The sequence below is a fragment of the Sphaerotilus sp. genome, from assembly GCF_031429695.1.
Lineage (GTDB): Bacteria > Pseudomonadota > Gammaproteobacteria > Burkholderiales > Burkholderiaceae_C > Sphaerotilus.
Window position 1 is genome coordinate 1 of the sequence record NZ_JANPAB010000036.1, and the last position, 18433, is coordinate 18433.

The 18433-nt window shown below is 68.2% G+C and carries 19 protein-coding genes; 4 read left to right on the forward strand and 15 right to left on the reverse strand.

Annotated elements, in window-relative coordinates; translation table 11 throughout:
• Positions 1 to 124: 124 nt before the first annotated feature.
• The gene (locus RMP06_RS06915; RefSeq protein ID WP_310461041.1) at positions 125 to 565 is read right to left on the reverse strand and encodes a MerR family transcriptional regulator; all 441 of its coding nucleotides are present in this window, start codon (positions 563 to 565) and stop codon (positions 125 to 127) included.
• A gap of 77 nt (positions 566 to 642) precedes the next feature.
• Between RMP06_RS06915 and RMP06_RS06920 the strand changes: the two genes are divergently transcribed.
• Positions 643 to 1716 carry an MBL fold metallo-hydrolase gene (locus tag RMP06_RS06920; protein ID WP_310461042.1) on the forward strand — a complete coding sequence of 358 codons (1074 nt, stop codon included), beginning with the start codon at positions 643 to 645 and terminating at the stop codon, positions 1714 to 1716.
• Here the strand turns inward: RMP06_RS06920 and RMP06_RS06925 are convergent.
• Genes RMP06_RS06925 through RMP06_RS06945 form a run of 5 tightly spaced genes read right to left on the reverse strand, consistent with a single transcriptional unit; the run spans position 1680 to position 6501 of the window.
• Complete coding sequence (locus RMP06_RS06925) at positions 1680 to 2555, reverse strand: ParA family protein (protein ID WP_310461043.1); 876 nt, start codon at positions 2553 to 2555, stop codon at positions 1680 to 1682. The two genes, RMP06_RS06920 and RMP06_RS06925, sit on opposite strands and share 37 nt — an antisense overlap.
• 54 nt (positions 2556 to 2609) lie before the next feature.
• The gene (locus RMP06_RS06930) at positions 2610 to 3224 is read right to left on the reverse strand and encodes a LysE family transporter (protein ID WP_310461044.1); all 615 of its coding nucleotides are present in this window, start codon (positions 3222 to 3224) and stop codon (positions 2610 to 2612) included.
• A gap of 3 nt (positions 3225 to 3227) precedes the next feature.
• Positions 3228 to 3878, reverse strand: coding sequence for a 16S rRNA (guanine(527)-N(7))-methyltransferase RsmG (gene rsmG, locus RMP06_RS06935; protein WP_310461045.1), 651 nt, complete (start codon positions 3876 to 3878; stop codon positions 3228 to 3230).
• On the reverse strand, positions 3868 to 5811 hold the full coding sequence (gene mnmG, locus RMP06_RS06940; RefSeq protein ID WP_310461046.1) for a tRNA uridine-5-carboxymethylaminomethyl(34) synthesis enzyme MnmG: 1944 nt from the start codon (positions 5809 to 5811) through the stop codon (positions 3868 to 3870). The genes rsmG and mnmG overlap by 11 nt, the downstream gene beginning before the upstream one ends.
• Before the next feature lie 57 nt (positions 5812 to 5868).
• On the reverse strand, positions 5869 to 6501 hold the full coding sequence (locus RMP06_RS06945; protein ID WP_310461047.1) for a UPF0149 family protein: 633 nt from the start codon (positions 6499 to 6501) through the stop codon (positions 5869 to 5871).
• A 63-nt stretch (positions 6502 to 6564) separates the two neighbouring features.
• Here RMP06_RS06945 and RMP06_RS06950 point away from each other — a divergent pair, with 63 nt between their 5' ends.
• Positions 6565 to 6822 (forward strand): YkgJ family cysteine cluster protein, encoded by a 258-nt coding sequence (locus RMP06_RS06950; protein WP_310461048.1) that lies wholly within the window; start codon positions 6565 to 6567, stop codon positions 6820 to 6822.
• A gap of 66 nt (positions 6823 to 6888) precedes the next feature.
• Positions 6889 to 7512, forward strand: a complete 624-nt coding sequence (locus RMP06_RS06955) for a glutathione S-transferase family protein (RefSeq protein WP_310461059.1) — start codon at positions 6889 to 6891, stop codon at positions 7510 to 7512.
• A gap of 24 nt (positions 7513 to 7536) precedes the next feature.
• On the opposite strand, the gene RMP06_RS06960 is transcribed toward RMP06_RS06955, so the two are convergent.
• The 4 genes from RMP06_RS06960 to alkA all read right to left on the reverse strand — a co-directional run bounded on the left by RMP06_RS06960 (position 7537) and on the right by alkA (position 11346).
• On the reverse strand, positions 7537 to 8352 hold the full coding sequence (locus RMP06_RS06960) for a helix-turn-helix transcriptional regulator (RefSeq protein WP_310461049.1): 816 nt from the start codon (positions 8350 to 8352) through the stop codon (positions 7537 to 7539).
• A 132-nt stretch (positions 8353 to 8484) separates the two neighbouring features.
• Positions 8485 to 9360, reverse strand: coding sequence for a DMT family transporter (locus tag RMP06_RS06965; RefSeq protein WP_310461050.1), 876 nt, complete (start codon positions 9358 to 9360; stop codon positions 8485 to 8487).
• Positions 9347 to 9850: a methylated-DNA--[protein]-cysteine S-methyltransferase gene (locus RMP06_RS06970; RefSeq protein WP_310461051.1), complete on the reverse strand. Its 504-nt coding sequence runs from the start codon at positions 9848 to 9850 to the stop codon at positions 9347 to 9349. The genes RMP06_RS06965 and RMP06_RS06970 overlap by 14 nt, the downstream gene beginning before the upstream one ends.
• On the reverse strand, positions 9847 to 11346 hold the full coding sequence (alkA, locus tag RMP06_RS06975; RefSeq protein WP_310461052.1) for a DNA-3-methyladenine glycosylase 2: 1500 nt from the start codon (positions 11344 to 11346) through the stop codon (positions 9847 to 9849). Before alkA ends, RMP06_RS06970 begins: the two co-directional genes overlap by 4 nt.
• Positions 11347 to 11562: 216 nt before the next feature.
• Between alkA and RMP06_RS06980 the strand changes: the two genes are divergently transcribed.
• The gene (locus RMP06_RS06980; RefSeq protein WP_310461053.1) at positions 11563 to 13086 is read left to right on the forward strand and encodes an alkaline phosphatase family protein; all 1524 of its coding nucleotides are present in this window, start codon (positions 11563 to 11565) and stop codon (positions 13084 to 13086) included.
• 11 nt (positions 13087 to 13097) lie between these two features.
• Here RMP06_RS06980 and RMP06_RS06985 read toward each other — a convergent pair whose 3' ends face one another.
• Genes RMP06_RS06985 through RMP06_RS07005 form a run of 5 tightly spaced genes read right to left on the reverse strand, consistent with a single transcriptional unit; the run spans position 13098 to position 18125 of the window.
• On the reverse strand, positions 13098 to 14276 hold the full coding sequence (locus RMP06_RS06985; protein WP_310461054.1) for an MFS transporter: 1179 nt from the start codon (positions 14274 to 14276) through the stop codon (positions 13098 to 13100).
• 5 nt (positions 14277 to 14281) lie between these two features.
• Complete coding sequence (locus tag RMP06_RS06990) at positions 14282 to 14587, reverse strand: Dabb family protein (RefSeq protein ID WP_310461055.1); 306 nt, start codon at positions 14585 to 14587, stop codon at positions 14282 to 14284.
• 33 nt (positions 14588 to 14620) lie between these two features.
• The gene (locus RMP06_RS06995) at positions 14621 to 15856 is read right to left on the reverse strand and encodes an AGE family epimerase/isomerase (protein ID WP_310461056.1); all 1236 of its coding nucleotides are present in this window, start codon (positions 15854 to 15856) and stop codon (positions 14621 to 14623) included.
• On the reverse strand, positions 15853 to 17112 hold the full coding sequence (locus tag RMP06_RS07000) for a YbiU family protein (RefSeq protein ID WP_310461057.1): 1260 nt from the start codon (positions 17110 to 17112) through the stop codon (positions 15853 to 15855). Before RMP06_RS07000 ends, RMP06_RS06995 begins: the two co-directional genes overlap by 4 nt.
• A gap of 17 nt (positions 17113 to 17129) precedes the next feature.
• Positions 17130 to 18125: a Gfo/Idh/MocA family protein gene (locus tag RMP06_RS07005; protein ID WP_310461058.1), complete on the reverse strand. Its 996-nt coding sequence runs from the start codon at positions 18123 to 18125 to the stop codon at positions 17130 to 17132.
• Between the last annotated feature and the right edge of the window lie 308 nt (positions 18126 to 18433).

Genomic DNA, 18433 nt, shown 5'->3' on the forward strand with positions numbered 1-18433 from the left:
GGTGGGCTAACGACTCGCGCCCGGGGGCGGCTTAGTCCGCTTGGGGGGGGTGTACGTGGGGGGCTGGTTTGTTCCGCTTGGTCGATTTTTGAGTTTTACTTAAACTAAAATAAAAACGACCCTGTCAAATCGGTGGCATCCGGGTTTGTCCCGCCTCGGCCAGCAGGCCCAGGGCCCGTTCCTCGTGCTGCTGGATTTCGGCCAGCGTGATCCGGATGTCTTCCAGCTGTTGTTCGAGCTGGTCGCGGTGTGTCTGCAAGATCGCGAGGAAGGCGGTGAGCTGCTGCGCCGTGTCCGAGGGTGACTCGTACATGTCCACGAGCTGCTTGATCTCCTGCAGGCTCAGGCCGAGCCGCTTGCCGCGCAGCGTGAGCTTGAGCCGGGTGCGGTCGCGCACGGTGTAGACGCGGTTGCGGCCGTCGCGCGCCGGGGTGAGCAGGCCCATGTCCTCATAGAAGCGGATGGCCCGCGGGGTGATGTCGAACTCCTGCGAAAGCTCCGTGATGGTGTAGGTCACCTGGGAGACATCGCTGGCTTCTTGGGTCGAGCAGTCGAGGGGGGTCATGGATACACTGCCGTTGACGTAAACGTTAATCGCTGGATTGGGTGCCAGTCTACCCAGTCCGGACCACTGGAGCAGACATGGCGAACCCGCAGGAACACGAACTCACCTATGTGCTGGGCGACACGCTGCCCGCGAGCGGCCACACGCTGGAGATCGCGCCGGGCATCCGCTGGCTGCGCATGGGGCTGCCCTTCGCGCTGGACCACATCAACCTCTGGCTGGTGCGCGATGAACTCGACGGTCGCCAGGGCTGGACGGTCGTGGACTGCGGCATCAGCAACGACGCCACCCGCAGCGCGTGGGAGCGCATCTTCGCCGAGGAACTCGACGGCCTGCCCGTGCTGCGGGTCATCGTCACCCACATGCACCCGGACCACATCGGCCTGGCGGATTGGCTGACCGAGCGCTGGAGCACGCCCGAGTGGCCGTGCCGGCTGTGGATCAGCCTGACGGACTGGAACGCGGCGCGCATCGCCTCGCTCTCGACCACCGGTTTCGGCGGCGAGGCGGCGGCGGCCTTTTTCGGCAGCCACGGCGTGACCGATCCGGCCGCGCTCGACAAGGTACGCCAGCGAGGCAACTACTACGCGGGCATGGTGCCGGCCGTGCCGCGCCAGTTCCGCCGCATGATGGAAGGCCAGCGTCTGACGATGGGCGGCCACGTCTGGACCTGCCACGCCGGTTACGGCCACGCGCCGGAGCACATCAGCCTGCATTGCGCGGCGCTGGGTGTGCTGATCTCGGGTGACATGGTGCTGCCGCGCATCTCGACCAACATCAGCGTCATCGACATCGAGCCGGAGGCCGACCCGCTGCCGCTGTACTTGGCGTCGATCGAGCGCATGCGCCGACTGCCCGCGGACACGCTGGTGCTGCCGTCCCACGGGAAACCGTTCCGCGGCCTGCACGCCCGCATCGACCAGCTCCAGGGCCACCACACCGACCGGCTGGCCGACGTGATGGCGGCCTGCGCGGTACGGCCCCATTCGGCCTGCGAGATCCTGCCGGTGCTGTTCAAGCGCGAACTGGACCTGCACCAGCTCACGTTCGCCATGGGCGAGGCCATCGCCCACCTGCATGCGCTGTGGCTGGACGGCGACCTGAAGCGTGTGCGTCAGGCCGACGGCGTCTGGCGCTTCGCGGCGGCCTGAGCCGGGGCTGCTTTCTTGGCGGCGGGGGTCTTGGCGGCGGGTTTCTTGCGCACGGCCTTGGCCTTGGGGAGGACCACGTCGACCCGCTCGACCATCTCGCGGGCGAACGCGATGAAGGCCTGCGAGCCCTTGGCCCCCGGATCGAACACGACACCGGGCAGGCCGTAGCTGGGGGCCTCGGCCAGCCGCACGTTGCGCGGGATGATGGTCTGGAACACCTTGTCGCCGAAGTGCGCCTGCAGCTGTTCGCTGACCTGCTGCTGCAGCGTGATGCGCGGGTCGAACATCACCCGCAGCAGGCCGATGATGCTCAGGTCGCGGTTCATGTTTGCGTGGACCTGCTTGATCGAGTTCACCAGATCCGACAGTCCTTCCAGCGCGAAGTACTCGCACTGCATCGGCACCACCACGCCGTGCGCGCAGGTCAGGCCATTGAGCGTCAGCAGGCTCAGGGACGGCGGGCAGTCGATCAGGATGAAGTCGTAGTCGTCCAGCACCTCGGTCAATGCGGCTTTCAGGCGGCGGTCGCGGTGCTCCAGGTTGACCAGTTCCACCTCGGCGCCGGCCAGCTCGCGGTTGGCGCCCAGCACGTCGTAGCCGACCTTGGGGGGTGTCTGCCGTGCCTCGCGCACTGTGGCCGAACCGAGCAGCACGTCATAGACCGTCAGTGCCAGCGCCCGCTTGTCGATGCCCGAACCCATGGTCGCATTGCCCTGCGGATCGAGGTCGATCAGCAGCACACGCTGCTGGATCTTCGCCAGCCCGGCGGCCAGGTTGACGGTGGTGGTCGTCTTGCCGACGCCGCCTTTCTGGTTGGCGATGCAGAAGATCTTGGCCATGTGGGTGCGGGCGCTCGGGCCGTGGGTCGGGTCGAAGGGGAGGGCGTAGGGCGATCAGGAGCGTATCAGGCGCAGGCCGAATCCGATCATGCACAGCCCGGCGAATCGCTGCAACGCCGCTCCGATGCGCCGGTGTGCGCGCACCTTGGCGGCGATCGCATCGGCGAACGCGCACAGCGTGAGGCACCACGCGGCGGTGATCACGGCGACGGTCACGGCCATCGCGGCGAAGGTGGGAATGCCGCGGTGCGTGGCCGGGTCGATGAACAGCGGGAAGAAGGCCATGTAGAACACGATCGCCTTCGGGTTCAGCAGCGTGATCAGCAGCGCCTGCCGGGCGTAGTGGCGCGGGGCGATCTGTACCGGGCTGGCGGATTCGCCTGTGCGCGCGAACAGCAGCTTCAGGCCCATCCAGCCGAGGTAGCCCGCGCCGGCCCAGCGCACCCCGTCGAACACCGCTGGATGCGCCGCCAGCAGCGCCGCCACACCGGCGACTGCCAGCCACAGCAGGATCTGGTCCCCGACGATCACCCCGAACGTCGCTGCCGCGCCACCCCGGAATCCACCCTTGGACGTGGCGCCCAGCAGTGCGAAAGTGCCTGGCCCCGGCAACGCCAGGAGCACGACGATGGCGACACAGAAGGCGCCGAAATCCGCGATACCGAACATGATTCAGAGCCCTGTGGTGGGTGGCCGCAGCCGCATCCAGACGATGCAGCGTTCCGCGTTCAGGCCCGGCACTTGCAGCGGTTCCACGTGGAACACCTCGACATCGCCGGGCAGTGCCGCGATCTCGTCGGCCGGGTGCTGGCCCTTCATCGCCATCCACACGCCGCCCGGCGCCAGCAGCGGGCGTGTCAGCGTCACGATGTCTGGCAGCGAGGCGAAGGCGCGGGCAGTGATCAGCGGCCACTGCGTGTCGGTGATCGCTTCGACGCGGGTGTGGCGGGCGAGCAGGTTCGGCAGGCGCAGCTCGGCCGCCACCTGGCGCACGAACGTCACCTTCTTTTGCACCGTGTCCACGCAGGTGACGGCGGCGTTCGGCTGGGTGGTCGCGATGACAACCCCCGGCAGTCCACCCCCACTGCCCACGTCCATCACCGACACCGCCGTGCCGCCCGTGTGTCTGCGCATCGGCGCCATCACCGCCAGGCTGTCCAGCAGGTGGTGCGTCAGCATCTGCGCCGGGTCGCGCAAGGCGGTCAGGTTGTAGACCTTGTTCCAGCGCGCCAGCAGGTCGAGGTAAGCAAGCAGCCGATCCGCTTCGGCGTCCGTCAACGGGCAGCCGAGCGCCGCGGCCCCTGCGATCAGGTCATGCTGCATGGGCGAACCCCTGCATCCGGTGTTTCTTCAGATGCACCAGCAGCAGCGAGATCGCCGCCGGCGTGACCCCTGAAATCCGCGAGGCTTGGCCCAGCGTCTCCGGCTGGTGGCGCGTGAGCTTCTGGCGCACCTCGATCGACAGCGCCGTGACCTGCCCGTAGTCCAGATCCTTCGGCAGCTTCAGGTGTTCGTAGGCGCTGGCGCGCTGCACCTCGTCGTTCTGCTTGTCGATGTAGCCGGCGTACTTGGTGGCGATTTCGAGCTGCTCGATCACCGCGTCGGCCAGCGTTTCACCGAGTTCGGCCCGCAGTGTTTCACGTGAAACCACGGCACCCGGATGGGCGATCACCAGCACCTCGGCCACCGTGTCGAAGGTGATGCCGGGGCGGCGCAGCAGGTCGGTGAGGTTGTATTCGTGCTCGATCGCCTTGCCGAGCAGACGTTCGCTGTCCGCGGCTGGCAGCGTGGCCGGGCGAACCCAGGTGCTCTTCAGGCGCTGTGTTTCACGTGAAACAGCGTCCCGCTTGCGGTTGAATGCATCCCAGCGCACATCGTCCACCAGCCCGACGTTGCGGCCGAGTTCGGTCAGGCGCAGGTCGGCGTTGTCCTCGCGCAGTTGCAGGCGGAACTCGGCGCGGCTCGTGAACATGCGGTACGGCTCGGTCACGCCCTTGGTGATCAGGTCGTCCACCAGCACGCCGAGGTACGCCTGGTCGCGGCCGAAGGTGAGTGCGTCCTTGCCCTGGACCTGCAGCGCGGCGTTGGCGCCCGCGTAGAGGCCCTGCGCAGCGGCTTCTTCGTAGCCGGTCGTGCCGTTGATCTGGCCGGCGAAATACAGCCCGCCGATCGCCTTCGATTCGAAGGTGCTCTTCAGCTCGCGGGGGTCGAAGTAGTCGTACTCGATCGCGTAGCCGGGCCGCAGGATGTAGGCGTTCTCCAGCCCCGCCATCGTGCGCACGGCGGCGAGCTGGATGTCGAAGGGCAGGGAGGTCGAGATGCCGTTCGGGTAGAACTCGTGCGTGGTCAGCCCTTCCGGTTCGAGGAAGATCTGGTGCGAGTCCTTGTCGGCGAAGCGGTTGATCTTGTCCTCGATCGACGGGCAGTAGCGCGGCCCGACGCCTTCGATCACACCCGTGAACATCGGACTGCGGTTGAAGCCGGTGCGCAGGATGTCGTGGGTCTGCTGGTTGGTGTGCGTGATCCAGCAGGGGACTTGCCGGGGGTGCTGCGCGGCGTTGCCGAGGAAGCTGAACACGGGCACCGGATCGAGGTCGCCGGGCTGCTCGACGCACTTCGAGAAGTCGATCGAACGGCCGTCGATGCGCGGCGGCGTGCCGGTCTTCAGCCGGGCTTGCGGCAGCTTCAGCTCCTTCAGCCGCGCCGACAGGCTCACCGCCGGCGGATCACCCGCACGGCCTGCCGGGTAGTTGTTCAGGCCGACGTGGACTTTGCCGTCGAGGAAGGTGCCCGCCGTCAGCACCACCGCAGCGGCGCGAAACTGGATGCCGATCTGCGTCACGGCGCCGACCACGCGGTCCCCTTCCACCATCAGGTCGTCCACCGCTTGCTGGAAGATCCACAGGTTCGGCTGGTTTTCCAGGCGGTGGCGGATCGCGGCCTTGTAGAGGATGCGGTCGGCCTGTGCCCGGGTGGCGCGCACGGCCGGGCCCTTGCTCGAATTCAGGATGCGGAACTGGATGCCCGATTCGTCCGTCGCTGCGGCCATCGCACCGCCGAGTGCATCGATCTCCCGCACCAGATGACCCTTGCCGATCCCGCCGATCGACGGGTTGCAGCTCATCTGGCCGAGCGTCTCGATGTTGTGGGTGAGCAGCAGCGTGCGGCTGCCCATGCGGGCCGCGGCGAGTGCGGCTTCGGTGCCGGCATGGCCGCCACCGACGACGATGACGTCAAATGTTTCGGGGTAGAGCATCGGGCGCTCCGAGTGAGGACAGGGTGTCCGCGCGGGGCGCGCGGACAAACCTCGATTTTAGTTTCGTGCTGCGACTGCGCGTGCGTACAACGCAGAGACCGCTTCCGGCACCAGCCGACTCAGTGCATCGCGGGCTTCGGACGACGCGATCATCTCCACCTGCTCCGGCGTCATGCTGTCCGGGTCACCGCCGAGCAGGATGATCGGGGCGAGCTGGTCGGCCAGTTCCGGATCGTCGAACATCGCGTTCCAGTGGTCCGGCGTCAGTGCGGCTGCATGCAGGAAGCCGATGCACCACAGCTCCGCGTCCACTACCACGTCCGAGGCGTCGTCGCTGCCGGGGATCTCGGCGATGCCGAACAGCGGCTCCAGCGTGTCCGGGCCTTCCTTCAGCTGCCGGTCGATCGAGGCGAGGTGGCGCAGCGCGAGCTGCACGACGCGCTTGGTCTGCTTGCCGCTGGCGAAGGGCGAGCTTTCCGGGTCGTCGCTGTTCCACAGGCCGGGCACCCAGACGTCGGCGTCGGGCAGCGTCGGCGTCAGCAGCAAGGCGGTGAGGTAGCCGTCGAGGCTTTCCATGTCCATGACCGACTCGTCCGATGCGGCCGACAGCAGCAACTGGTCGAGTTCGTCCATCTCCACTTCGGTCAGCGGCGGGTTGTCGAGGGCGGGGTTGTATTGGGGGTGTTTCACGTGGAACAGCGGACGGGCCGCGGCAGGTCTGGGAGGCGGTCAGTGTGGCACGATCGGTCCACCATGGAATGCCGTCCCCGCTGCGCCGCCTGCTGCATTGCGCCCTCGATCTCCAGCCCGATTCCGGGGATGCCGAACGGCAAGCCGGCCGGGGTGCCCTGTCTGCAACTGGATGACGATCTGCGCTGCCGGATCTTTGGCCAGCCGGAGCGGCCCGCGGTGTGTGGCAGGCTGAAACCGAGTGCGGAGATGTGCGGCGACCACCGCGAGCAGGCGATGCACTGGCTCGCCCGCATGGAAGACCTGACGCTGCCGGGCTGAATCTGCGCCATGCTGCAGGTGCGCGCCGCGTCGGGTGGCGCGCCTCAACCGACCGGAGTGTTCCACGTGAAACTGCACATCGCCCCCCGCGCCCCGAACCCGCGCCGTGTCCAGATGTTCCTCGCCGAGAAGGGCCTGTCGATCGAGACCGCGCCGGTGGCGATCAACACGCAGGAGCACCGCACGCCGGAGTTCCTGGCCAAGAACCCGGTGTCCCGCGTGCCGGTGCTGGAACTCGATGACGGGCGTTTCCTCAGTGAGACCCGCGCCATCTGCACCTGGTTCGAGGGGCACCACCCCGAACCGAACCTGATGGGCGTCGATGCCGAGGAGCGCGCCTTCATCGAGATGCACGACCGGCGCGCCGAGTTCTACTGCCTGCTGCCGATCGCGAACTGGATCCGCCATGTGCATCCGGGACTCGCGCCGCTGGAGCAGCCGCAGTTTCCCGAGTTCGGCCAGTCGCAAGCCGGGAAGCTGCCGGACCTGCTGCGGGTGTTCGACGTGGAACTTGCGTCGCGGCCGTATTGGGCGGGCGAGCGTTTCACCATCGCGGACATCACGGCGTTCTGCGCGATCGAGTTCGCGCGTGGGCTGATGCGCTTCCGGCCGAGCGACGCCGGTTTGACGCATCTGCAGGACTGGCGCGACCGCATCAACGCGCGGCCGAGTGCCAAAGCGGGCATGTGACCTCTGCGGCAACGCGGGCTGTGGTCACGCCGTCCACCAATGGGTCGGCGGCGCCCCGAGCCGCTGCGTGAACACCCGCGTCAGCGCTGCGGGCGAGGTGTAGCCGACCGCCTCGGCAACCTGCTTCACCGGCCACCCCTGTGCGAGCAGCGTGCGTGCCACGCGCAACCGCCAGTCGGTCAGGTAATCGCCCGGTGGCACACCGACCACGGCCCGGAACTGGGTCGCCAGCACGGTGCGCGACAGGCCTGCTTCTGACGCCATCGTCTGCAGCGTCCACGGTGCTTCCGGGCGCGTGTGGACCGCATCCAGCACCCGCCGCAGCCGCGCGTCGGCCAGTGCACCGAGCAGGCCGACCCGCCCGCAGGCCTTGTCCACCGCCTGACGCAGGACCTGCAGCAGCAGCACCTCGGCCAGCCGCGTCAGCACTTCGCCGTGTGCGCTGGCGCCAGCCTCGTATTCGCTGACCAGCAGTGCCCAGGTTGCCGCCATCGGGCGTGGCATCTCGCGTTGCGGCACCACGATCAGCGGCGGCAGCGCGCCGATCAGCGGATTCAGCGCCGGATCGCCGAAGCGCACCGGCGCGCTCAGCAGCGTGGCGCCGCTGTCACTCAGCGCGCGCAGCGTGTGGGCGGCGGGTGCCGGTAGCCAGATCAGCGCTGGCTGCAGCAACGCCTGGTGAGGCTCGATCTGTACCGGCCCGCGCAGCAGCAGGTGCAGCCAGCCAGGGCGGTGGGGAAGGTCGGTGTCAGGGGTGAGCGGTGCTGACAGCGGTGTCGGGCGGATCGTGTCGGCGTTCAGTGCAAACCGTTGGAGCAAGGTGGTCAGGGCGTCGTTCATTGCCCTATTTTCCGAGGAATGAACGAATGATCAGCAAATGAAAAACCGTTCAATTTTGCTGATCATGCAGAACGGGCAATCTGTGATTTTTTGGCAACTTGTGCGGGTTATTTGTAATAAATTGAAACAAAATCAATGGCGACCAGGCCATCGAATCACCCCTGTGGACAGCCCCGTTCCGACCAGCACGACGGCTCCCCCGACCAGCATCGGGCCCGTCACGGCTTCACCCAGGAACAGCGCGCCCCAGAGTGTCCCGAATACCGGCACCAGGAACGTCACCGTCACCGCCCGCGACGCGCCGACACGCTCGATGAGCCGGAAGAACAGCACGTAGGCGATGGCGGTACAGCCGATGCCGAGTGCCAGTGCCGCGCCCCACGCCAGCCCGCCCGGCGTCCGTGCTGGCCAGGCCCACAGTGCAAATGGCGTCAGCGCGACGGTCGAGACGATCTGCGAGCCGGCGGCGTTGACCATCGGTGGCACACCGGTGAGGTGCCGCTTGGTGAAGTTGGCTGCGAAGCCGTAGCAGGCGGTCGCGGCCAGCATGGCCAGCAGCGCCCAGCCCGAGCCCCCCGGCTTGAAATCGGCCTTGTCGGCGGCCAGCAGCACGACCCCCGCCATGCCGATCACCAGCCCCGCCACCCGCCCCGTGCCCAGCCGGTCGCGCAGCCAGACGGCGCCGATCAATGCAGTCATGATCGGCACGGTGGCATTCAGGATCGATGCCAATCCCGCCGTGATCGACAACGTTGCCCAGGCGATGAGGACAAATGGGATCGCACTGTTGAACAGGCCCATTACCGTCACCACGCCGATCCGCTCGCGCAGCGCGGCCACCTGACCGCGCCAGATGAGCAGCGGCAGCAGGCAGACGGTGGCGATGGCCACGCGCAGCCACATCAGTGGCAGCGCACCAAAGGCCGGTGCGGCGTAGCGCATGAACAGGAACGAGCCGCCCCAGAGCGCGGCAAGCAGGATCAGATCGGCGATGTCACGCGGCTTCAAGAGGGGCTCCCGATTCAAAGGCGAGCAATGCCCGTTTGCGGTCCAGACCACCCGCATAGCCAGTGAGTGTGCCGTCGCGGCCAACGAGGCGGTGGCAGGGGATGATGATCGACAGCGGATTGCGCCCGGTCGCTGCGCCCACGGCACGGGAGGCCGTCGGGCGTCCGAGCGACGCGGCAAGCTCGCCGTAGGTCCGTGTGCTGCCGTGGGCGATGCGGGCAAGTTCGGCCCAGACCGCTTGCTGGAACGGGGTGCCGATCGGGGCCAGCGGCAGGTCGAACGTGCGGCGTTGGCCGGCGTACCAGGCGCTCAATTGCGCGGCGGTTTCGCACAGCAACGGGTGCAGGTCGCTGCGCTGCCAGTCCTCGGCAGGACCGCCGAAATGGCGTTGACCGACGAACCAGGTGCCCTGCAAACCGACCTTGGAGGCGGCCAGCAGCATGGTGTCGAGCGGTGTTGACAAAGTTGTCCAGTATGTGATTGGTTTCATGTCGATTCCTGGTTCGAGAGTGGGGGTGGTGGCGCGCTGGCCCCGCGCCACAGATGCAGCGTCGCGTAGCTGCGCCATGGCCGCCAGGCCTGCGCCAGCGTGTCGGCCTGGGCGCTGGTGACACCACCAAGTGCCTTGCGCAGCACCACGTCGCCGCTCGGCCAGGCATCGGGCCAGCCAAGGGCGCGCAGGGCGATGTACTGGGCTGTCCACGGGCCGATGCCGGGGAGTCCCTGCAGACGGGCCAGCGTCGCGTCCAGATCGGTGCAGGGGCCGAGGTCGAGTGCGCCGGACGCGACGGCACGGGCCAGCGCCACCAGTGCCGCAGCCCGGCTGCGCACGATACCCAGGGCGGCGAGCGCGGCGGGATCGAGTGCGGCCAGCCGCGCTGGTGTGGGAAACAGGTGGTGCAGCGCGGCGAAGGGCGTGGGGGTGGCTTCGCCGAAGGCCTCGACCAGCCGGCCGGCCAGTGTGTGGGCAGCCTTCACGCTGACCTGCTGCCCCAGCACGGCCCGCACCGCCACCTCGAATCCGTCGATCGCACCGGGCACGCGCAGACCGGGCGCACCCGCCGCCAGCGGCCCGAGGCCGTGCGCGACCGCCAGGGGATCGCAGCTCAGGTCGCACAGCCGGCCCACCCTGGCCAGCACCGCGGGCAACACCCGCTGCAATCCCGGTGACACGGTCAGCACCACGGCATGGCGCGCGGCGGGTGCCAGTGTCACGGCGAGCCAGCCGGTTTGCGCTGCGTCGCCGCTGCCGAGCCGCAGAGTGCGGCGGTACAGGCCGGCGGAGGTGGCGCCGGCGGCGACCACCTCTTCGACGCCCCGCACGCAGCGTGCGGCGAGGAAGTCCAGCAAACCGGTCCAGTCGAACGGTGGGCGAAACGCCAACTCGAACCGCAAGCTGCCGGCCACGTCCGCGGCGGCCGGGTCGGTGGCGCGGCGCATGGTGCGCGGTGTGAGGCCGTAGCGGCTGCGGAACAGGGTGTTGAACCGGCGCAGGCTGCCGAAGCCTGCGGCCAGTGCCACCTCGGTCACGGGCAGCGCCGTGTCCGCCAGCAGCCGCTTGGCCAGCAGCAGCCGCTGTGTTTGCGCATAGTCGATCGGGCTGACGCCGAAGGCCGCACCGAACACGCGGCGCAGATGGCGGTCGGTAATGCCGAGTTGCCCGGCCAGGCCGACCAGACCGGCGCTGTCGAGATCGCCGGCCTCGATGCGCCGTGCCGCGGCCCACGCAAGGCGGGAGGGTGCGTCGAGCGACGAGCGTCCGGGTGCCAGCTCGGGCCGGCAACGCAGACAGGGGCGAAAACCACCGGCCTCTGCGGCGGCGGCGTGCGCAAAGAATCGGCAGTGTTCTGCCTTGGGGGTGCGCACGCTGCAGACCGGGCGGCAGTAGATGCCCGTGGAGGTCACGCCGACGAAGAAGCGCCCGTCGAAACGCCGGTCACGGGCGACAAGGGCGGCATACAGCGTGGCGGCATCGGGGGTCTGCATCCGGCGGATTATCCACAGGCTGCCGGCGGTGACTCGCCGTTTTCGGACGTGATGTTCTGCCGCCCCGGGTGTGGGAGCGAATAAAATAGCGGGTATTTGTTTTTCTGTATTTGCTGGTTTTTGTTATTCGAGAAATTCCAGCGGTGGCCGTTGGAATGGAATACCACAACGTCTAGTGACAAATGCCACTGTGCAATGTGCCGTGTTGAGTATCAAATGCTTACATCGGTTCTTGTTCCCGAGGGGGTTGTCGTGGGTGTTGCGAAAAAAGTATTGTTGCTTGAATTGAATGAAATCAATTGGCGTGTGATCGACCGATTGATCGAACAAAGGGGCGGGGGTTTTCTGCCCAATTTCATAAAACTGAAAAAACAGGGCACGTGGGCAGTTCAATCCGCGGTGGAGCGCTCGCCGCTGCTGGACCCTTGGATTACCTGGGTCACCTTGCACACCGGGGTTTCTCCCGCCGTGCATGGCGCATCGGTGCTGGAGCAGTCGTCGGACTCCATCAGCGCACCGCGCACCTGGCAATATGCCGCCGACGCGGGACGCAAGGTGGGGGTGTTCGGGAGTATCAGCTCGTACCCGCCGCCGCCGCTCAACGGGTTTGTGGTGCCCGGACCATTTGCCCCAGGCAACGAGACACACCCGCCCCGTCTGGCACCCGTGCAGGCCGTCAACCGGCGCTACACGCAGGTGCACAACAAGACAATGCAAGCGCCCACTCTCGCTGAAAACGCCGGAACTGCAGCCTCGCTGATCGGCATGGGTCTCAGCCTGGGCACCATGGCCCATGTGGCGACCCAGCTGGTGCGCGAGCGGCTGCAATCGGGGCAGCGCTGGCGCCGGGTCTGCCTGCAGCCGCGCCTGAATTTCGACATTTTCGCGTCGCTCTACCGCAAGGAGCGCCCGGATTACGCCACCTGGCACAGCAACCATGCCGCGCATTTCATGCACCATTACTGGCGTGCCTGGGACGATGCGGTGTTTCCGGTCAAGGCGTCTGCCGAAGAGCGTCTGCAGTATGGCGAGGCCGTGCCGGAAGGGTATCGGCTGTGTGATGAGCTGATCGGGCGGGCAATGAATTTGCTGGATCAGGATACCGTGCTGGTGGTGGCATCGAGCATGGGCCAGCAGCCTTTTGTCAGCGACCGTTACAAGGCTGGCAAAGTCATTGTTCGGATCCGTGACATTGACGCCCTGCTGGCTGTGGTCGGTCGAGCGGGCATTTCCGATGTGGTACCGACGATGGTGCCGCAGTGGAATTTGCGCATTGAGGATCCCGTGCGCCGCCTGGCGGTGAAAACTGCGTTCGATATGGCCTATCGCCAGCGCGGTGAAGATGCTGTACAGCGCGAGGCGTCGTTCGTGGTGCAGGAAACCGACGCCATCCTGACGCTGACCCCGCTCGGCCTGACGCAGGACCAGCGGGATTGGCGGTATTTCTTTCCGCAGGGTGCCGCGGTGGATCCGACGGGGTATCCGATCGACGCGCTGATGGCGGTGGATGCGCCCACGGTCAAGCAGGGAATGCACCACATCGACGGGCTGCTGGCGTTCTATGGTGCCGGGGTGCGCAGCGGTGTGCGCTTGCCGGACTGCACCAACCTGGACGTGGCGCCGACCTTGCTGGCCTTGATGGACGTGCCGGTACCGGCGGTGATGGAAGGCCGGGTGCTGGGCTGTACAGCGGCGCTGGCGGCCGGTGCGGAGTCTGCTGCGGTGGCGCTCGCTGCCTGAGTCGAGGGCCGTCAGCGCGCCGGCATGGCGGGTCGGACCCATCCGACCAGCAGACCGGCCGCCAACAGCGCGCAGCCGCCCGCAAACGCAAACGCTGCGCCCGGGCCTGCCGACTGGTAGGCCGCCCCGAACACGACCGACGCCGGCAGCAGCATCAGCCCGACTGTCAGGTTGAACCAGCCGAAAGCGGTGCCTTGGCCATCGGCGGGTGCGAGGTCGGCGACCATCGCTTTCTCGACCCCCTCGGTCGCGGCGAGGAACACCCCGTAGGCCGCAAATGCCGCGAACAGGCCGAGGCCGGCGTGGGTCACCACCCCCAGCGCGGCATAGACGCCGGCATAGGCGACATAACCGCCCACCAGCAGCCGCATCCGCCCGAAGCGGTCCGACAGCGCCGACAGCGGTGTCGACAGCACCATCGCCACCGCCGACACTCCCGCCCACAGCAGCGGCACCTGCGCCTGCGGCAGGCCGAGTTCCCGCGCGCGCAGCAGCAGGAACATGTTCGACGAATTGCCCAGCGTGAACAGCGCGACCACCACCAGATAGCGCCGGAAGGCGGGCGGCATGTCGCGCAGCCGCCAGTCGAAGGGCTTGCGCAGGGCGGCCGGCGGTTGTGTCGGCTCCTGGAGGCCGAGCGCCAGCACCAGGCACAGCACTGCCGGCACGATCGACCACACGAACACGTCCTTCAGCGCCATGCCGGACGCGAGCAGCGCCGCGGCCAGCAGCGGGCCGATGACGGCGCCCGCGTTGTCCATCGCCCGGTGCAGCCCGAAGGCGAGGCCGCGCCGCTCGGGGCCGATACTCGCGGCCAGCAGGGCGTCGCGCGGCGAGGTGCGCAGGCCCTTGCCGACCCGGTCGGCGAAGCGCAGCAGCAGCAGCCCCGGCCAGCCCGTCACCAGCGCCACCAGTGGTCGCCCGATCCCGGCCAGCCCGTAGCCGAACACGATCCATGGCTTGGCGCGCTGCGTGCGGTCCACCACCGCGCCCGAGAACAGCTTGAGCAGGCTGGCGGTCGCCTCGGCGATGCCCTCGATCAGGCCGAGCGTGCGTGGTCCGGCCATCAGCACCGACGACAGGTAGAGCGGGATCAGCGGATACAGCATCTCGGAGGCGGCATCGTTGACCAGACTGATCAGCCCGATCAGCCAGACGGTGCGGGGCAGGGCACGCAGGGAGGACCACATCCTGGTCAGCCGCCGTCCGTGGCGTAGTCGAGCACCAGTACATCGTCGAGCAGCGGCTGCAGGCGCGCGACAAACGCCTGGTGCGTCGGGTGCGGCAGGTAGTGGTCGCGGCCGGCCGGGTCGTCGAAGGTCAGCAGGAAGGCGTGCGTGTAGCCGCGCGCCAGCCCTTCCGGGCTGACATCGGTGCCGGATTCGAGGGCACGCACGGTGTCGATCGCCGAGCGCAGTGCGTGGAAGGCCGAGGTGATGTCGGTGATGGCGGCCGGTGCGGTGTCCGGCTTGAACTTGAGCAGCACGAGGTGGCGCAGCATGTGGATAACCTTGTGGATAACTTTCCGTGTCCGTCAGGCGCCGAGGCCGCGCAGCACGTCCCAGCAAGCGCCCATCGTGTGGTAATCGGTCTTGCCGGCGGGGCTTTTTTCGTCGGAGTAGGCGCGGTTGTCGGGCGTGCGGATGCGGTACCAGGCGCCGTGGACGTGATCGACCATGTGCGCCCAACTGTAGGCCCAGATCCGGTCATACCACTGCCAGTACGCCGCGTCGCCCGTGCGCACGGCCAGCAGCGCGGCGGCGGCGAAGCTCTCGGCCTGCACCCAGAAGTACTTGTCCGCATCGCACACCTCGCCCCCCGGCGCGAAGCCGTAGACGAGGCCGCCGTGCGTGTCGTCCCAGCCGTGGTGCATGGCGGTGTCGAAGAAGTGCCGGGCGGTGGGGACGATCCACGCGGGCACCGCGTCGCCGGACGTGGCCTGTCGCCGCAGCAGATGCACCTCCAGTTGCAGCAGCAGCTTGGCCCACTCGGTGAGGTGCCCGGTCTGGAAACCCCAGGGGCGGAAGATGTTGGTCTTGTCGTCGCGGTTGTAGTCGGGATCGACCGACCAGTCGGGGCGGTAGTGCTCCCAGACCAGCCCGCCCGACCGCCCGGCCAGTCGCTGCGTGACCGAGGTGGCCAGCGTCAGGGCGCGGTCGAGGTAACGCGGGTCTTGCGTCGCGTCGAAGGCAGCGATCATCGCCTCGCAACTGTGCATGTTGGCGTTCTGGCCGCGGTAGGGGCCGACCTGCCAGTCCGGCGTCGCCTCGTCGGCGTAGAGGCCGTGCGCGGGTTCCCAGAAACGCTGCTCCATCAGCTCGAACGTCGCGTCCAGCCCGGCGCGGGCCTCGTCGATCCCGGCCATCAGCGCGTGGGCGTGCGCCAGCAGCACGAAGGCGAGGCCGTAGCAGTGGTTGGTGCCGTCCTGCACCGTCGCGGTCTGGCGCTCGCCGTCCCAGTCGAGCTGCCAGGCGTAGCCGCCCTGGGGCTGCGCGTGGGCGTCGTGCAGGAAACGCAGGCCGTGGCGCGCCGCTTCCTGGTAGGCCGGATTGCCGAAGCGCCGGTACGCCATCGCGTGGTTGAAGACGAAGCGCGTGCTGCTGACGAGGTGGCGCGTGCGCGTGTCGTAGACGGTGCCGTCGTCCTTGAAGAAGTGGAAAAAACCGCCCGTCGGGTCGATGCAGCGGCCGTCGTAGAACGCCAGCGTGTGGCGGATGTGGCCGAGCAGGAAGTCGGGTGTGCGGAAGGCGGGCGACGCAGTTCCAGTCATGGCGCCAGTCCCATCTGCTGCAGACCCAGCGGGCTGAGATCGGCCGGCGTGGCGCGGCCGGTGAAGTCGAGTTCGTAGTCTTCGGGGGCGAAATCGGGGCTGCTGCGACCGGCGAGGAAGGCCGCGGCCTGCCGTTCGGCGAAGCGGGCGTTCTTGTCGCACCAGGGCGCCGCGCCGATGTAGATGACGTTGCTGTAGCCGCTGCCGGTGTGCTGGTTCTCGACGGCGTGGATGATGTCCGAGTGCCAGAAGACGGTGTCGCCCGGCTGCACCTCGGGGATCGACACCAGCCCGGCGAGCAGCTCGGGGTGCCACTGTGCCGACGCACCCAGCGCCCGGCCGGGTTGCGCGCCGCAGAGATCGCCCTCGGGCACATCGGGTTGCAGCGCCCGCAGCAGCATCCACGGCATCGTGCGGGCGATCGGCACCAGCTTGAGCGTGCCGTCGCCGGGGCCTTGGCGGGTCAGCGCGGTCCAGCCCTGGAAGGTGCGGAAGGCGGAGCAGACGGCGGGCGAGGGGATTTCCCTGGTCAGCGTGCGGCCCTCGGCGTCGAAGGGGTCGAACGCCAGCGGATTGCCCTGCAGGACCTCGCGGTACAGGTGGCGGAACGTCGGCTCGCACCAGCGTTCCACCGAGCCGCCGTCCGAGTGCGGCGACAGGCCGAGCGTCGAGTCGCCCGCTTCGCGGCGGCGGATGCGGTCGGCGTAGTTGAACTGGCGGTCGGGGTCGAAGAAGCGGGTGACGCTGCCGTCCGGGCCGGTCTTCTCGAAGGTCCACAGTCGGTTCAGCCACGAGCGGGCGGTGGCCAGGTTCGGATGCTGGCGGGCCTGCATCTGCGGCTTGGACCAGTAGAGGCTGAAGATCTGCGGCCGACCGGCGGCCAGCGCGCTGAAATACTTGTCGAGTCCGGCCTTGTCCTGCATGCGCAGCAGGTAGCCCACCTCGTCGATGTAGCGCACCACCTCGTCGTTCCATTCGGCGATCTGCGCCGGGTCGAACACGCCGCGGATCACCGCGCAGCCGCGGCGGTGGACACGGGCCACGTCGGCCGGCGAGACGCGGCCGGCGGCGATGTCGGCATACGCGATCTCGGGGACGGCGTGGCCGCTCGCCATCTCGCTGCGGATGGCCGAGACCTCGTCGTTCAGTGCCTCGGTCAGGCGGGCGTAGCGGCCGGCGAGGTTGGGGATGTCGCTGCGCAATTGCCGCTGGCTGGCGCGCACGGCGCCGGGGATGTCGTGCATCCAGGTTTCCATGGGGGACTCCTTGAGGTTCAGTCGATCTGCACCGAGCGCCCGCTGCTGGCGCTGGCGAGTCCGGCGAGGGCGATGGCCATCGAGCGTTCGCCATCCACGCCCGTGGCCAGCGGCGCGCCGTCGCCCGCGCAGGCCCGCACGAATGCGCCGCAGCCGATCTCGTACAGATCGACGGTCGGCACGGCGATTTCGCGCTCGCCGCTGGCATCGCGCAGCCACAGGCGCCCGCCGCCGGCCTGTGTCAGCGAGCCTTCGGCGTAGAGCGCGCCTTCGGTGCCGAGGACGTGCAGCCGGGTCGCGGCGTGCTGGGCGACGAAGGACTCGTGGGTCTGGGCGAGGATGCCGCCGCCGGGGCCGTCGAACTCGATCAGGCTCATGGCGCTGTCCTCGACCGTGCCGTGGCCGAGGCCGTGCTGGCGGGTGACGGTGGTGATGCGCTGTGGCTCGGTCTGCAGCAGGAAGCGCAGCAGGTCGGCGTCATGCACGAGGATGTCCAGCACCACGCCGCCGCCTGCGCCGGGCGCGTCGATGCGCCAGCCCTGCAGGTGCGGCGGCAGGAAGACGGCGTGCGAGACCTGCACGCCGTGGACGCGGCCGATGGCGCCGTCCGCGACCCTCTGGCGCACCAGACCGTGCAGCGCCGAGGCGCGCAGGTGGTGGTTGGTGGCGAGCACGCGGTCCACGGCCTGGGCGCGGTCGATCATCTGCGCAGCGTCGGACAGCGACATGGCCAGCGGTTTCTCGCACAGCACATGGCAGCCGGCGTCGAGCGCGGCGAGGGTCTGCCCGGCGTGCTGCTCGTTGGTCGAGCTGATGTAGACGGCGTCCAGCCCGAGGGCCAGCATCTCGGCGAGGTCGGTGTGGGCGCTGGCGAGGCCCTGTTGTGCGGCGAACTGCGCGGCCCGCGCGGCGTTGCGCGAGCAGACGGCGACCAGCTCCTGCCCGGCGATCTTGCGCAGCGACGGGATGACCCGCTCGGCGATGTTGCTTGCTCCGATGAAACCCCAGCGCATGGTGTGTGTCCTCTGATGTCTGGCCTTGATGCAGAGGATGCTAGGGCGCGGCGGGCCGGGGGGGCAGGGCACTTTCCCGTGGGGGAGTCAGCGTTGGGAGCGAAACAAGCGGCCTGCGATTGACGGCGATGTAATCGAACGATTACAGTGCTGCATGATCAGTGTGAAAGGGCTTTGTTGCATAACCCAGCCGAGGCTGAGTTTCCCCTGACCCCAGACGGAGTTACGCCACAGCCCGCGTCACCGGGGTGCCCAAGTGGGTGAAGCGGTTGAGCACTGCGGCCCGCACCTGCAACTCCACCACCTGC

Coding starts and splice junctions, on each gene's coding strand:
- RMP06_RS06990 (WP_310461055.1), bottom strand. CDS start 14,587: ATGCTGCGCCACCTCGTGCTGCTCAAGTTCAAGCCGGACACCGCACCG.
- RMP06_RS06970 (WP_310461051.1), bottom strand. CDS start 9,850: ATGAAACCAATCACATACTGGACAACTTTGTCAACACCGCTCGACACC.
- RMP06_RS06985 (WP_310461054.1), bottom strand. CDS start 14,276: ATGTGGTCCTCCCTGCGTGCCCTGCCCCGCACCGTCTGGCTGATCGGG.
- RMP06_RS06950 (WP_310461048.1), top strand. CDS start 6,565: ATGGAATGCCGTCCCCGCTGCGCCGCCTGCTGCATTGCGCCCTCGATC.
- RMP06_RS06995 (WP_310461056.1), bottom strand. CDS start 15,856: ATGACTGGAACTGCGTCGCCCGCCTTCCGCACACCCGACTTCCTGCTC.
- RMP06_RS06925 (WP_310461043.1), bottom strand. CDS start 2,555: ATGGCCAAGATCTTCTGCATCGCCAACCAGAAAGGCGGCGTCGGCAAG.
- mnmG (WP_310461046.1), bottom strand. CDS start 5,811: ATGCTCTACCCCGAAACATTTGACGTCATCGTCGTCGGTGGCGGCCAT.
- RMP06_RS06920 (WP_310461042.1), top strand. CDS start 643: ATGGCGAACCCGCAGGAACACGAACTCACCTATGTGCTGGGCGACACG.
- RMP06_RS06960 (WP_310461049.1), bottom strand. CDS start 8,352: ATGAACGACGCCCTGACCACCTTGCTCCAACGGTTTGCACTGAACGCC.
- RMP06_RS06930 (WP_310461044.1), bottom strand. CDS start 3,224: ATGTTCGGTATCGCGGATTTCGGCGCCTTCTGTGTCGCCATCGTCGTG.
- RMP06_RS07000 (WP_310461057.1), bottom strand. CDS start 17,112: ATGGAAACCTGGATGCACGACATCCCCGGCGCCGTGCGCGCCAGCCAG.
- RMP06_RS06980 (WP_310461053.1), top strand. CDS start 11,563: ATGCTTACATCGGTTCTTGTTCCCGAGGGGGTTGTCGTGGGTGTTGCG.
- alkA (WP_310461052.1), bottom strand. CDS start 11,346: ATGCAGACCCCCGATGCCGCCACGCTGTATGCCGCCCTTGTCGCCCGT.
- rsmG (WP_310461045.1), bottom strand. CDS start 3,878: ATGCAGCATGACCTGATCGCAGGGGCCGCGGCGCTCGGCTGCCCGTTG.
- RMP06_RS06915 (WP_310461041.1), bottom strand. CDS start 565: ATGACCCCCCTCGACTGCTCGACCCAAGAAGCCAGCGATGTCTCCCAG.
- RMP06_RS07005 (WP_310461058.1), bottom strand. CDS start 18,125: ATGCGCTGGGGTTTCATCGGAGCAAGCAACATCGCCGAGCGGGTCATC.